Source organism: Acidovorax sp. GW835-FHT14B10, assembly GCF_058793725.1.
Genome location: NZ_JBXAGC010000001.1, coordinates 60,574 through 74,339 on the forward strand (window position 1 = coordinate 60,574; position 13,766 = coordinate 74,339).

Sequence of the window (13,766 nt, forward strand, 5' to 3'; positions counted from 1 at the left end):
GGCGCTTTTCACCATTCCAAGGACCTCCCATGGCCGCTGGCAGCCTTCTCGCCTTGTTGGACGACATCGCTACCGTCCTTGACGATGTGGCCCTCATGACCAAGGTCGCTGCGAAGAAGAGCGCCGCCATGGCCGATGACGTGTCGGTCATGACCAAGGTGGCGGCGCAAAAGACGGCGGGCGTGCTGGGCGACGATCTGGCGCTCAATGCCCAGCAGGTCGCCGGCGTGCGCGCCGAGCGCGAGATTCCCGTGGTCTGGGCCGTGGCCAAGGGCTCGCTGGTGAACAAGGCGATTCTGGTGCCGGCGGCGCTGCTGATCAGTGCCTTTGCGCCTTGGGCGGTGACACCGCTGCTCATGGTGGGCGGCGCATTTCTGTGCTTTGAAGGGTTTGAGAAGCTGGCACACAAGTTTTTGCACAGCCCCCAGCAGGACGAGGCCACGCACGAAAGCCATGCCCAGGCCAACGCCAACCTGGCCGTGGACCTGGTGGCTTTTGAAAAGAACAAGATCAAGGGGGCCGTGCGCACCGATTTCATCCTGTCGGCCGAAATCATCGCCATCACCCTGGGCACGGTGGCTGGTACACCTTTCGCGCAACAGGTGGCGGTGCTGGCCGGCATCGCGCTGGTCATGACGGTGGGCGTTTACGGCCTTGTGGCGGGCATCGTCAAGCTCGACGATCTGGGGCTGTGGCTCCACCACAAGCCCGGCGCGGCGGCCCGTGCGCTGGGGGCGGGCATTGTGCGCGCCGCGCCCTGGTTGATGAAGGCGCTCTCGGTGGCGGGCACGGCGGCCATGTTTCTGGTCGGCGGCGGCATTCTGGTGCACGGGGTTCCAGCGCTGCACCACGCCGTGGAGGGCGTGGGTGCGGCGGCGGCGCTTTGGCCTGTGGGCGGTCTGTGGGCGGTGCTGGTTCCCAACCTGCTCAATGCCGTGATCGGCATCGTGGCGGGCGGCCTGGTGGTGGCGGGCTTCACCCTGGTGAACCGGCTGCGCAAGGGCGCTGCAGCAGCCCCTTGATGCCGGGGTGCGTGTGCCGCACCACGCTCAGGGTAACTACCAGGATTTTGACCTGAGGCAAGGTTGACCATTTTGCTAACAGGCTCAATTGCGGTACGGGGGTCGTCCCCGTTCAACCGCATCGAGTTCTGTATGAAAAAAAATCTGCTGGCTGTCGCCGTTCTGTGTGCATTGACCTCTGGCGCTGCCTTTGCGCAGCAGGCCGAAAGCCCTTGGCTGGTGCGCGTGCGCGCCGTTCATCTGGACAGCGCCAACAAGGACAGCACGGGGCTGGGCCTGTCGGTCAACAACAAGACGATTCCTGAAGTCGACATCACGTACTTTTTCAACAAGAACGTGGCCGCCGAGCTGGTCCTCACGGTGCCCCAGAAGCACGACGTGCGTTCCAACGGCACCAACATTGGCACCCTCAAGCACCTGCCACCTTCGCTGCTGCTGCAGTACCACTTTGATGCCCCCGGCTTCAAGCCCTATGTGGGCGCCGGTGTCAACTACACGCGCTTTTCCAGCCTGAACCTGCCTGCTGGCGTGGACATCGATCGCAACAGCTGGGGCGGCGCCCTGCAAGTGGGCGTGGACATTCCGCTCACCAAGAACCTGTCGCTGAACTTCGACGTGAAGAAGGTCTACATCAAGACCGATGTGTTCGCTGGCGGCGCCAAGGCAGGCACCTTCAAGGTCGATCCCGTGCTGGTGGGCGTGGGTCTCGGCTGGCGCTTCTGATGCGAAGGCGCTGCCTGCGCGGCGCCTGGCATCACCTGACTCCCAGGTGAAAAGGGCTGGCGCCTGCGCCGGCCTTTTTCTTGAGGGAGCGATTTTCGCCGGCCATCAACGATGCAGGAGCCGGTTGGCTTTGGATTCTGATGGTTGAGTGCTATATAAATAATAGCTGTTGGTGCTTGTGGGATTGCGCTACAGCCAAGAATCCATGAAATTGCATCGGGCCTTGTCATGGAAAGGCTGGCCGGTACGCTTGCGTGTGGGTGCATTCCTGCGTGGCCTGTCGTTGCAGGCTGTCACCTGCGATGAACGCAGTGGGAGTAGCCTGTGGCATCGTTCACACCCCGATGCCCGACGCCCACCGCCATGCACCCCACCCACCCTAGCGATATCACCGAAGGCCTGAACCAGCGCCCCGCGCGCATCTCCCCCAAATATTTCTACGACCAGCGCGGCTCGCTGCTGTTCGAGGCCATCACCCGCCTGCCTGAGTACTATCCCACGCGCACCGAAAATGCCCTGATGCAGGCCCATGCCGCCGACATGGCCCAACAGCTGGGCCCCGTGCGCACGGTGATCGAGCTGGGCGCCGGCAGCTGCGAGAAGGCCCGCGTGCTGTGCCGCCAGGTGCGCCCCGCCTGTTTTGTGGGGGTGGATATTTCGGTCGATTTCTTGCAAGAGGCCGTGCAGCGCCTGCGCGCCGACATGCCGGGGCTTGACGCGCGGGCGGTGGGCGGCGACATGACCCAGGGCCTTGTGCTGCCCGCCGACATTCCCCGGGCGGGGCGCCTGGTGTTCTATCCGGGCTCTTCCATCGGCAACTTTGATCCGCCCCATGCGCTTGAACTGCTCTGCCACATGCGCGCGCTGGTGGACAGCGACGGCGGCTTGCTCATCGGCATCGATCTGCCCAAGGAGGTGGCGGTGCTCGAAGCCGCCTATGACGACGCCGCAGGGGTCACGGCGGCCTTCAACCGCAACGTGCTCACGCACCTGAACCGCCTGATCGGCAGTGACTTTGTGGAAGAGCAGTGGGCCCACCGCGCCTTCTTCAACCGCGAGGCGTCGCGTATCGAGATGCACCTGGAGGCCCTCGATCCGATTCGCGTGCGCTGGCCGGGCGGCGAGCGCTGCTTTGGGGCCGGCGAGCGCATCCATACCGAAAACAGCTACAAATACCCCCTTGCGGTGTTCACCGCCCTGCTGGCCCAGGCGGGTTTTTCGCGTGCGCAGGCATGGACCGATGATCAGGGCTGGTTTGCCGTGGTGCATGCCCGCCCCTGAACCCTCTGATGGAGCGCTGTCTGGCCATGCATCCCTTGATTTCCCGCTACACCGAAGTGCGCCGCCACACCACCCGCCTGGTGCAGCCCCTGTCGCCCGAAGACTGCACCGCCCAGTCCATGCCCGACGCCAGTCCGGCCAAATGGCATCTGGCCCACACCACCTGGTTTTTTGAAACCTTTGTGCTGGAGGCGCACGAGAGCGGTTTTGCGCCGTTTGAACCCGCATTCCGGGTCTTGTTCAACTCGTACTACAACGGTGTGGGCGCCCGGCACCCGCGGCCCCAGCGCGGCCTGCTCACACGCCCTCCGATGGCCGAGGTGCTGGCGTACCGGGCCGATGTGGATGCGCGCATGCAGCACCTGTTGCCCACGCTGGTGCACGACGCGGCCCTGTGCGCGCTGGTGGAGCTGGGCCTGCAGCACGAGCAGCAGCACCAGGAGCTGCTGGTGACCGACATCAAGCACCTGCTGTCGTGCAACCCGATGCACCCGGCCTACCGCCCGGTGCAGTCCGTGGCCGTTGACGGCGCGGCCGCACCGCCGCTGGTCTGGCATCCGTGGGCCGGCGGGCTGGCCGAGATTGGCCATGCGGGCGGCAGCTTTGCGTTTGACAACGAGAGCCCGCGCCACCCGGTGTATCTGCAGCCATACGCACTGGCATCGCGCCTGGTCACCAATGCCGAGTTTGCAGCGTTTGTGGACGATGGCGGCTATGGCGACCCCGCCCACTGGCTGGCCGAAGGCTGGGACTGGCGCGCGGCCCAGGGGCTGGAGCAGCCCCTGTACTGGCAGCGCGACGGTTCCACCTGGCACGAGTTCACCTTGGCCGGGCTGCGGCCGTTGCAGGGTGCGCAGCCTGTGGTGCACCTGTCGTATTTCGAGGCCGACGCCTATGCGCGCTGGGCGGGTGCCCGCCTGCCCACCGAGGCCGAATGGGAGCATGCCGCGGCACCGGTGTTCGCAGACGCGGCTGCCAGCGAGGCCCCAGGCGAGCTGCTGCACCCCCGCACAGCCCGGGGCACAGGCCTGGAGCAGCTGGTGGGCGCGGCGTGGCAGTGGACGCAGTCAAGCTATGCGCCATACCCCGGTTTTCGGGCGGCAGAAGGTGCGGTGGGCGAATACAACGGCAAGTTCATGGTGAACCAGTATGTGCTGCGCGGCAGCTCGTGCGCCACACCGCCAGGCCACGCGCGCGCCAGCTACCGCAATTTTTTCCCGGCCACGGCGCGCTGGCAGTTTGCGGGCGTGCGGCTGGCCAGGGACATGGGCTGAGGCGCGCGTGACGGGGCGCTGTGGCCGCAAGCTGCGGCTCCGACCCGCATTACGGGGTGGTGCTGCCTTCGGGCGGCTTGCGCGGTCGGCGGGGCCGGGCAGGGGCCTTTTGGGGTTTCGGTGGATCATTTTCCGCTGTGGCCTGCGGCAATGCGCTGGAAGGCACTTGCGGCACCGCCTGTGCTTCGGGAGCCGCGGTTGCGGTGGGTTCTGCGGCTGCTTTGGCGGTGGGCGCTGCCGCTTTGCGGGCGCGGCCACGGCCGCGCGCAGGGGCAGCTGGCGGTGCGGGCTCTGCCACTTCGGCAGGCGGCGCTGCGGCAGGTGCTGGCTGCCGGAAATAGCTGGTCAGCGGCCGCTCTGCCGTCGCGTCGGGCCGCGCCGGGGCGGCGCTGGTGTTGCCCGTGCTGCGAAACACGTAGGCGCCCGATTTTTCGTCGCGGCCAAACTCCAGCAGGCCGCGCTGCTGGGCTTCTTCCAGCAGGTTGCCAAAGGCCCGGAAACCGTAATAGCTTTCGCTGAAATCGGGTTTGCGGCGCTTGATGGCTTCCTTGAGCACGGACGCCCAGATCTTGCCGCTGTCGCCCCGCACGGAGAGCAGGGCATCGAAGGTCTCCACGGCCAGCTCGATGCCCTGGGTGCGGCGCGCCTCCTGCGCTTCCTTGCGGTGGCGCTCTTCCTCGGGCGAGCGCCGGGCCACGGGCGCCGCATCGGACGGCTGGCGCCGCGCCTGTGCGCGCTGGCTCTCGCGCACCAGGTCGTCGTAAAAAATGAACTCGTCGCAGTTGGCGATCAGCAGGTCCGAGGTGGACTGCTTGACGCCCACGCCAATGACCTGCTTGGCGTTTTCGCGCAGCTTGGAGACCAGCGGAGAAAAATCCGAATCACCGCTGATGATCACGAAGGTGTTGACGTGCGACTTGGTGTAGCACAGGTCGAGCGCGTCCACCACGAGGCGGATGTCGGCCGAGTTTTTGCCCGACTGGCGGACATGGGGGATTTCGATCAGCTCGAAATTGGCCTCGTGCATCGTGGCCTTGAAGCCCTTGTAGCGATCCCAGTCGCAATAGGCCTTCTTGACCACGATGGAGCCCTTGAGCAGCAGGCGTTCGAGCACCGGCTTGATGTCGAACTTGTCGTATTTGGCGTCGCGCACTCCCAGTGCGACATTCTCGAAGTCGCAAAACAGTGCCATGCTGATGTTGTCGGTGGGGGATGCCATGGTTTTTCCGTGAACGTTGCTGGCCGGATCATCACACGGAAACTGCGGCACACCGTGAATGGCTTCGGCTTCGGCTTCGGCTTCGGCTTCGGCTTCGGCTTCGGCTTCGGCTTCGGCTTCGGCTTCGGCTTCGGCATGGGCCGGGCAGAGCGGTGGGCGCGGGCATACTGCCCCTCTTTGCTGCACCCAAGAATTCCGACATGCCCGATACCCCGACCACCGCACCGACTTCCTCCACGCCCGCCTGCCGTGGCGTCAGCGCGTGGTGGCGGGCGCTGGCCATTTTCCTGATGGTGGTTGCGCTGATCGCCTGGGCGGCCAGCGCGAGCATGCTCGAACAGCTCAAGGCCCAGATTGCGCACCTGCAGGCCAAGGTGAGCGCGGTGGCCCAGGTGCAGTACCTGTCAGTGCTGCTCGACGATAAACAGCTGCCGGCCTTGCTGGTCACTGCCGACGTGCAGGGCAGCGTGCTGCAATTGCAGCGCCTGAACGAAGTGCGCGAGGGGCGCGACGACAGCATGCAGCTGTGGGCCCTGGAGGGCGACAAGCCCCCGCGTTCGCTGGGCGTGGTCACCAGTGCCTACAAAACACTGCAACTGCCCACTGCCACCGCCGCGCTGGCGGGGGTGCGGGAGCTGGCCATCAGCGTGGAAGACAAGGGCGGAGTCGCCGAAGAACGCGGGCCCCGCTTGCCGTATCTGTTCAAGGGCGCGCTGGTCAAGAAAGCCCTCTGAGATTTGCTATTGAAATATAGCTAATGGCGCTTTTGCATAAGCGCCATAGCCTGAAATGGTTCAATTGTTCGCCCACCGCGCAGTGCGATCCGCGCGGTGGGTGCTGCCTCAGACTTTGTCGAGCGCCTGCACCAGGTCGGCCTGCAGGTCGTGGATGTGTTCGATGCCCACCGACAGGCGCACCATGTTCTCGCTCACCCCCGCCTTGGCCAGCTCTGCGGGGTTGAGCTGGCGGTGCGTGGTGGAGGCCGGGTGCGTGGCCAGCGACTTGGCATCGCCAATGTTGACCAGGCGCGTGAACAGGCCCAGCGCATCGAGGAAGCGGGCGCCTGCCGCGCGCGGGTCTGCGTCACTGGCCTTCAGGCCAAAGCTCAGGATGCCCGAGGCGCGCCCGCCCATCTGGCGCTGCGCCACGGCGTGGTCGGCGTGGTCGGGAAGGCCCGCGTAGCGCACCCATTCCACCTTGGGGTGGCTTTGCAGGAATTTCGCCAGCGCCAGCGTGTTGTCGCAGATGCGGTCCATGCGCAGCGGCAGGGTTTCGATGCCCTGCAGCGTGAGCCAGGCGTTGAACGGCGAAAGGGCCGCGCCCATGTTGCGCAGCGGCACCACGCGCGCGCGGCCGATGAAGGCGGCGGCGCCCAGCGCCTCGGTGTAGACCACGCCGTGGTAGCTCACGTCGGGCTCGTTCAGGCGCTTGAAGCGCTCCTTGTGCTCGGCCCATGGAAACTTGCCGCTGTCCACGATGATGCCGCCGATGCTGTTGCCGTGGCCGTTCATGTACTTGGTGAGCGCGTGCACCACGATGTCGGCGCCGTGTTCGATGGGGCGGCACAGGTAGGGGCTGGGCACGGTGTTGTCCACGATCAGCGGCACGCCGTGGTCGTGCGCCACCTGGGCCAGCGCGGCGATGTCGGTCACGTTGCCCAGCGGGTTGCCGATGGATTCGCAGAACACGGCCTTGGTGCGTGCGTCGATCAGCTTGGCAAAGCTGGCCGGGTCGCGCGGGTCGGCGAAGCGCACCTCGATGCCCTGCTGCGGGAAGGTGTGGGCAAACAGGTTGTAGGTGCCGCCATACAGCGTGCTGGCCGAGACGATGTTGTCGCCTGTCTCGGCGATGGTCTGGATGGCCGCCGTGATGGCCGCCATGCCCGAGGCCACGGCCAGCGCGGCCACGCCGCCTTCGAGCGCTGCCACGCGCTGCTCCAGCACGTCGGTGGTCGGGTTCATGATGCGCGTGTAGATGTTGCCCGGCACCTTCAGATCGAACAGGTCGGCGCCATGCTGGGCGCTGTCGAACGCATAGGCCACGGTCTGGTACAGCGGCACGGCGGCAGACTTGGTGGTGGGGTCGGGCTGGTAGCCGGCGTGGACGGCCAGGGTTTCGATGTGCATGGGACGGTCTCTCTGTCGTTGAAGGTTGTCGATGGCGCGCAAAGTCGCGGCGCCAGCACGCATTCTTGCACCGGCCGCTGCCGGCACCCATCGAATCGTTCGCTATGTGCTTATGGGGCTATGGAGTGGGGTCGTCCACGGCGCTGCCGCCGGCCTTGCGCTGGCGCCGCCAGGCCTTTTCCAGCTCGACCACGCCATACACCACCAGGGCCGCGGCCACGCAGATGCCCAGTTCGCCCAGGCTCAGCGGTTCGGTCCGGAAGATGGGGTTGAGCAACGGCACGTAGATGGTGGCCATCTGCAGCAGGAACGTGAGCAGCACGGCATAGAGCAGGGGCCGGTTGCTGGCCAGCCCCAGGCGCCACAGCGGCTCGCTTTCGGAGCGGATGGCCATCACATGGGCCATCTGCGCCAGCGTGAGCACGGTGAACACCATGGTCTGCCAGTGCGCATGGCCGGTGTGCAGGGCCCAGGCCTGCACGGCCAGGCACAGGCCGGCGATCAGCAGGCCCATGCCCAGGATGTGCTGCCACATGCCCTGGGCGAACAGGCTCTCATTCGGCGGGCGGGGCGGGCGCTGCATGATGCCGCGCTCGGCGGGTTCGGCCGCCAGGGCCAGGCCGGGCAGGCCGTCGGTCACCAGGTTGACCCACAGGATGTGGATGGGCAGCAGCGGAATGGGCAGCAGCAGCAGGGGCGCGAGAAAGATGGTCCAGATCTCGCCGGAGTTGCCGGTCATGGCATAGCGCACGAACTTGCGGATGTTGTCGTAGATGCGCCGGCCTTCCTTCACCGCCGCCACGATGGTGGCGAAGTTGTCGTCCAGCAGCACCAGGCTGCTGGCCTCGCGCGCCACGTCGGTGCCGCCCTTGCCCATGGACACACCGATGTCGGCGCGCTTCAAGGCCGGGGCATCGTTCACGCCATCGCCCGTCATGGCCACGAAATGGCCCTGGGCCTGCAATGCCTCGACGATGCGGATCTTTTGCGCCGGGTCCACGCGGGCATACACATGCACCTGCTCGATCCGCGCGCGCAGGGCCGCGTCGTCCAGCTGGGCCAGGTCGGCGCCGGTGAGCACGGGCGCGTCGGCGCTTGGCACGATGCCCAGCCGGTGCGCAATGGCCCGTGCGGTGGCGGGGTGGTCGCCCGTGATCATGACGGGCGTGATGCCTGCGCTGATGCAGTCGCGCACGGCGGCCTGGGCTTCGGGGCGCGGCGGGTCGATGAGGGCGATCAGGCCCAGCAGCTCCAGCTGGCTTTCCACGGCGTCGATGTCGTTGGTGTCCGGCAGGCGCGCATGGTGGCGGCGCGCCAGGGCCAGCACGCGCAGGCCCTGGGCGGCCAACTGGTTGGCGGTGGCCAGCACCGTGTCGCTGTGCAGCGCGGCGGTGCCGTCGGGCGTCCAGTGGGTGGCGCAGCAGGGCAGCACCGATTCGGGGGCGCCTTTGGTGTAGGCCACGAACCCCTGGCTGTCCCGATGGAACGACGTCATGCGCTTGCGGTCGGAGTCAAAGGGCTGCTCCTGCACGCGCGGCCAGGCGGTGTCGAGCTGGGCCTTGTCCAGCCCACCCGCGTGCGCGGCCAGCACCAGCGCGGTCTCGGTGGGGTCGCCCTGCCAGTGGGTGCCGGTGGGGTGGTCGTCGCCCGTGGCCTGGCGCGTGGCGTCGTTGCACAGCGCGGCGGCGCGCAGGGCCTCGGCGTGGGCCGGGCCTGGCAGGGGGTCGCCGGGCACCCAGCGCGTGCCGTGGGCCAGCAGCAGCTCGGCGTGCATGCGGTTTTGCGTGAGCGTGCCGGTCTTGTCCGAGCAGATGGTGGTGACCGATCCCAGGGTCTCGACCGAGGGCAGGCGCCGCACCAGTGCATTGACGGCCACCATGCGGCGCGCGCCCAGCGCCAGCAGCACGGTGACCACGGCGGGCATGGCCTCGGGGATGGCGGCCACGGCCAGGCTGATGGCGGTAAGAGCCATGAGCAGCGGGGCCTCGCCGCGCAGCACCCCCACCACGAAGATCACCAGGCAGATGCCCAGCACGCCAATGGCCAGCCGCTTGCCAAACGCGGCCAGGCGCAGCTGCAGCGGGGTGCTGCGGTCGTCGGTGTCGAGCAGCTTGGCGACCTTGCCCAGCTCGGTGTGCATGCCGGTGGCCACCACCAGCCCGCGCGCCCGGCCGTGGGTGGCGGTAGTGCCCTTGAAGGCCATGTTGGTGCGGTCGCCCAGGGCGCCTACGTCCTGCGCGGCCAGGGCCTCGGTCTGCTTGGCGACGGTGACCGATTCGCCGGTGAGGGCCGATTCATCCACCTGCAGCTGCGCGATCTCGATCAGGCGCAGGTCGGCCGGTATCTGGTTGCCCGCTTCCAGCAGCACGATGTCGCCCGGCACCAGCACCGTGGCGGGAACCACCTGGATCGCGCCGTTGCGCAGCACGGTGGCGTGCGCCGCTGCCAGCTGGCGCAGTGCCGCCATGGCCTGGTCGGCGCGCCAGGCCTGCACGAAGCCGATGATGGCGTTGAGCACCACGATGACCAGGATGACCAGCGTGTCGGTAAGGTCCCCGATCACGCCGGAGACCACTGCCGCGGCCAGCAGCACGAGCACCATGAAGTCCTTGAACTGGTCGGCCAGCAGCGCCAGGGGGCTGCGCTGCGCGTGGTCCTGCAATTCGTTGGCACCGTGCTGCATGGCGCGCTGCGTGGCCTCGTCATCGTGCAGGCCGGTGTGGGGGTTGACGCGGTACACCTGGGCGAGTTCCTGGGCGTCACGCAGGTGGGCATTGGCTGGCGGCGGAATGCCGGACGGGAGACTGGTTTCAGGCGCCATGAAGGAAGACCACGTAGGTGTTGAGAAGATAGACGGCCGCCAAGCCGAGGCTGACAGCGCCCACGGCGCGCAACACCCGGTCGCGCGGGCGAAAGAACAGCCCTACCAGTGCAAGCCCGGTCATCACGATGGCTGAACCGGCGGTAACCGCATGGACCAGCGAGACATCTGACAGCAGCACGCCGGGCCGGTAGAAAAAGTCATCCACGGCAACAATGGTCACGTTGAACAGGTTGCTGCCCAGCAGGTTCCCAATGGCCATGTCCAGAGCGCCCAGTCGCAGTGCCGACAGCGTGACCGCCAGTTCCGGCAGCGTGGTGGCCATGGCCACGAACAGGCTGCCCACGAAACTGCGATTCCAGCCCATGGTGTTGGCCAGTTCCACGGCGGCGAAGGGCAGCCACAGGCCGGCGCCCACCACCACCGATGCGGCCAGGACGAAGCGCACCAGGGCGTGGCGCAGTGGCAGTGAGGGAGGGGTATCTGCTGCGGCGGATGTGTCGGGATGCGAGCACTCGTAGGCAAACAGGGTGCGCATGGCGATAAGGTACAGCATGAGCATCACGGGCGTCATCAGCCCCACGCCCCAGACCGATGCCCGGGATGCGCCCGGGGAGTCCGCATGAGGGCCCAGTTGGCCGATGAGCAGGCCCATGAGCAAAAAGCCCAGCAGTACCACACCAAAGGCGGCCGCCAGCACATGGCCTTTGCTTGCCTGGCTCCAGACGGGTGCGCGGCGGTAGATGAGATCGATCCACACAAGGAAAACCAGGTTCAGCACGCAACTGCCCAGCGCATTGCCAACGGCCAGGTTGGGGGCCTGGGCAATGGTCACGCTGGTGATGCCCGTGGCCAGTTCGGGCAGCGAGGTGACGCTGGCCACCAGCGTCAACCCGATCCAGCTCCCGGACAGCCCGGTATGTCGCGCAATGGCATCTCCGTAGCGGGAGAGCTGGAAACCCGCTGCGCCGATGAGCGCCGCGCAGGCAATGAATTGCAGCCAGGCCCAGACGGGCGCACTCATGGGGTCACGCCCTGGCGAGGGGCGATGGGCGTGGCTGCCGTGATGGAAAATCGCTGGGTCACGGGCTTTGCATCCTGGTGCCCAGTCCCCCGCAGAGTCAGGCGGGGCGCTGGGGGCGGGTGGTGTAGAACTTGACGGGGGATTCGCTCGTCTGCTGCAGCACATGGCGCTTCATGCGGCCCATCACATGCATTTCACAGGGCTTGCAGTCAAAGCGCAAGGTCAGCTTCTCCTTGCCATTGATCAACATCAGGGGTTCGGCCTTGATGGTGCCCTGCACGCCCGTGATGCCCTTGGCCTGCTTGGGGCACAGGCTCATCGAGAAGCGCACGCAATGCTTGGTGATCATGAGGCTGACTTCGCCTTCTTCCTCATGCGCCTCGTAGGCCGCGTCGATCACCTTCACGCCATGGCGTACATAGAAGTCGTGCGCCTTGTGGTTGAACACGTTGCCCAGAAAGCTCAGCGTGTCGTCGGGGTAGGGCGCTGGCGGCTCGGCCGGTGTGGCGCGCGGCAGGCGCACAAAGCCCTTGGCGCGCGCTGCTTCCAGATGCTCCAGTGCTTCGCGGCGCAGGGCGTTGAGCGCCGAGGCGGGCACGAACCAGGGCTGCGAGAGCTGCAGCGCAATGTCGTTCACCACAAAAATGCTGGCGCCAAAGCGACCGAGCTGCTCGCGCAGCGATGCCTCGGCCTTGGCGGTATCGGTGGCGCTCTGGTGTGCGTGTGCCACGCGCGCGTTGCCGGTGTAGCCGTCTTCGTCGGTGAGCGTGAGGGTCAAGCCCTCGGGTGTTTCGGCCAGTTGCACCCACAGGCCGATGCGCCGGTCGCTGGACTTTTTCTCCAGCGTGCGCACCCAGTCCATGTCGCGGTTGCGGTTGACCTCGGTGCCCTTGCGCAGATCCTTGAATCCCTCCATCGGGTCCTTGGGGTAAACGCGCCACTGGCCGACGCTGCGGGCCGACACCGGCTCGGCCCGGTTGATGGCCATGCCGATCAGCGCCTTGTGCAGGTCGTGGTAGCACAGGCCGTCGCCGTTGTGCAGCACGGTGGCGGGGTCGCTCACCTCCAGCTCCACAAAGTCGGGGCCGAGCTTGGTCACCCAGCCAATCGCCTGGCCGGGGTTCTTGGGGCTGTCGAAGGCGCCGATGTCGTCCTTGCGGCCGGTCACGAAGTAGTCGGTGAACTCGCGGTTGAAGTTCTGCAGCGGATCGGGCGTGAAGGTGAACCGGGTGCGCCCGCTCGATGAGCGCGCCAGCGGATGGCCCGAGGCCTCGCGCTCCTCCAGGATGGCGTCGATGAGCGTGCGGTAGTGGGCGGTGATGTTCTTCACATAGCCCATGTCTTTGTAGCGCCCCTCGATCTTGAAGCTGCGCACCCCCGCGTCGATCAGGGCGCGCAGGTTGTCGCTCTGGTTGTTGTCCTTCATTGACAGCACATGCTTGTCGTGCGCGATGAAGCGGCCCTGGGCATCGGTCACCTGGTAGGGCAGGCGGCAGGCCTGGCTGCAGTCGCCCCGGTTGGCGCTGCGCCCGGTTTGGGCGTGGCTGATGTTGCACTGGCCGCTGTAGGCCACGCACAGCGCGCCGTGGATGAAGAACTCGATGTGGGCGCGGCCCGGCGCATCCACCGGGCCCAGGGCCTTGTGCACCGCGGCGATCTGCTGCACGGTCAGCTCGCGCGCCAGCACCAGTTGCGACAGGCCCGCGTCCTGCAGAAAACGCGCTTTTTCGGGCGTGCGGATGTCGGTCTGGGTGCTGGCGTGCAGCTGGATGGGCGGCAGGTCGATTTCGAGCAGCCCCATGTCCTGGATGATGAGCGCATCGGCCCCGGCGTTGTAGACCTGCCAGGCCATCTGGCGGGCGGCTTCGAGCTCGTCGTCGCGCAGGATGGTGTTGAGCGTGATGAAGATGCGGCTGTTGAAGCGGTGGGCGTGCGCGATCAGGCGCTCCAGATCGCGGAGGTCGTTGCCCGCACCGGCCCGGGCGCCAAAGGCGGGGCCGCCGATGTACACGGCATCGGCGCCGTGGTTGACGGCCTCGATGCCGATGGCTGCATCGCGGGCGGGGGAGAGCAACTCGATCTGGTGGGGCAGCAAGGACATGGGGCGATTATCCCAGCGCTGGCTGCTGGGCGTGGTGTTTCCGCGCATCCGTGGGTGCTGCTCGGATGGAGGGAGGTGTACCTTTTTCATTAGTGAAATTAATAAGCATGAAAAATTCATGCTCTATTGCTAATGGACTGCCTGTGGCTGGGCGCGGGCGTAGGATGCGGGGTTT

9 protein-coding genes and 1 pseudogene are annotated in these 13,766 nt (G+C 66.7%); 5 read left to right on the forward strand and 5 right to left on the reverse strand.

Features of this window, described 5'->3' with window-relative positions:
• The first annotated feature begins 29 nt into the window (after positions 1-29).
• The 4 genes from AC1Q5S_RS00315 to egtB all read left to right on the forward strand — a co-directional run bounded on the left by AC1Q5S_RS00315 (position 30) and on the right by egtB (position 4,300).
• A complete protein-coding gene (locus AC1Q5S_RS00315; RefSeq protein WP_303833531.1) occupies positions 30-1,022 on the forward strand; it encodes a DUF808 domain-containing protein in 993 nt (330 codons plus the stop codon).
• 132 nt (positions 1,023-1,154) lie between these two features.
• Entirely contained in the window at positions 1,155-1,745 is a 591-nt protein-coding gene (locus AC1Q5S_RS00320; RefSeq protein ID WP_303833532.1) for an OmpW/AlkL family protein, read from the forward strand.
• 363 nt (positions 1,746-2,108) lie between these two features.
• Positions 2,109-3,026, forward strand: a complete 918-nt coding sequence (gene egtD, locus AC1Q5S_RS00325; RefSeq protein ID WP_303833533.1) for an L-histidine N(alpha)-methyltransferase — start codon at positions 2,109-2,111, stop codon at positions 3,024-3,026.
• Positions 3,027-3,052: 26 nt separating this feature from the next.
• Positions 3,053-4,300: an ergothioneine biosynthesis protein EgtB gene (gene egtB, locus AC1Q5S_RS00330; RefSeq protein WP_303833534.1), complete on the forward strand. Its 1,248-nt coding sequence runs from the start codon at positions 3,053-3,055 to the stop codon at positions 4,298-4,300.
• 352 nt (positions 4,301-4,652) lie between these two features.
• Here egtB and AC1Q5S_RS00335 read toward each other — a convergent pair.
• Positions 4,653-5,519 (reverse strand): annotated as a pseudogene (locus tag AC1Q5S_RS00335) (NYN domain-containing protein); the annotation flags it as partial.
• A 200-nt stretch (positions 5,520-5,719) separates the two neighbouring features.
• Between AC1Q5S_RS00335 and AC1Q5S_RS00340 the strand changes: the two are divergent.
• On the forward strand, positions 5,720-6,253 hold the full coding sequence (locus AC1Q5S_RS00340; RefSeq protein ID WP_303836768.1) for an anti-sigma factor domain-containing protein: 534 nt from the start codon (positions 5,720-5,722) through the stop codon (positions 6,251-6,253).
• 108 nt (positions 6,254-6,361) lie between these two features.
• On the opposite strand, the gene AC1Q5S_RS00345 is transcribed toward AC1Q5S_RS00340, so the two are convergent.
• The 4 genes from AC1Q5S_RS00345 to AC1Q5S_RS00360 all read right to left on the reverse strand — a co-directional run bounded on the left by AC1Q5S_RS00345 (position 6,362) and on the right by AC1Q5S_RS00360 (position 13,591).
• Positions 6,362-7,645, reverse strand: coding sequence for an O-acetylhomoserine aminocarboxypropyltransferase/cysteine synthase family protein (locus AC1Q5S_RS00345; RefSeq protein ID WP_303836770.1), 1,284 nt, complete (start codon positions 7,643-7,645; stop codon positions 6,362-6,364).
• Positions 7,646-7,763: 118 nt separating this feature from the next.
• Positions 7,764-10,466 carry a cation-translocating P-type ATPase gene (locus AC1Q5S_RS00350; RefSeq protein ID WP_303836772.1) on the reverse strand — a complete coding sequence of 901 codons (2,703 nt, stop codon included), beginning with the start codon at positions 10,464-10,466 and terminating at the stop codon, positions 7,764-7,766.
• Entirely contained in the window at positions 10,456-11,490 is a 1,035-nt protein-coding gene (locus AC1Q5S_RS00355; RefSeq protein WP_303836774.1) for a sodium:calcium antiporter, read from the reverse strand. The genes AC1Q5S_RS00350 and AC1Q5S_RS00355 overlap by 11 nt, the downstream gene beginning before the upstream one ends.
• A gap of 97 nt (positions 11,491-11,587) precedes the next feature.
• The gene (locus AC1Q5S_RS00360) at positions 11,588-13,591 is read right to left on the reverse strand and encodes a peptidase U32 family protein (protein ID WP_492238199.1); all 2,004 of its coding nucleotides are present in this window, start codon (positions 13,589-13,591) and stop codon (positions 11,588-11,590) included.
• Positions 13,592-13,766: the final 175 nt, after the last annotated feature.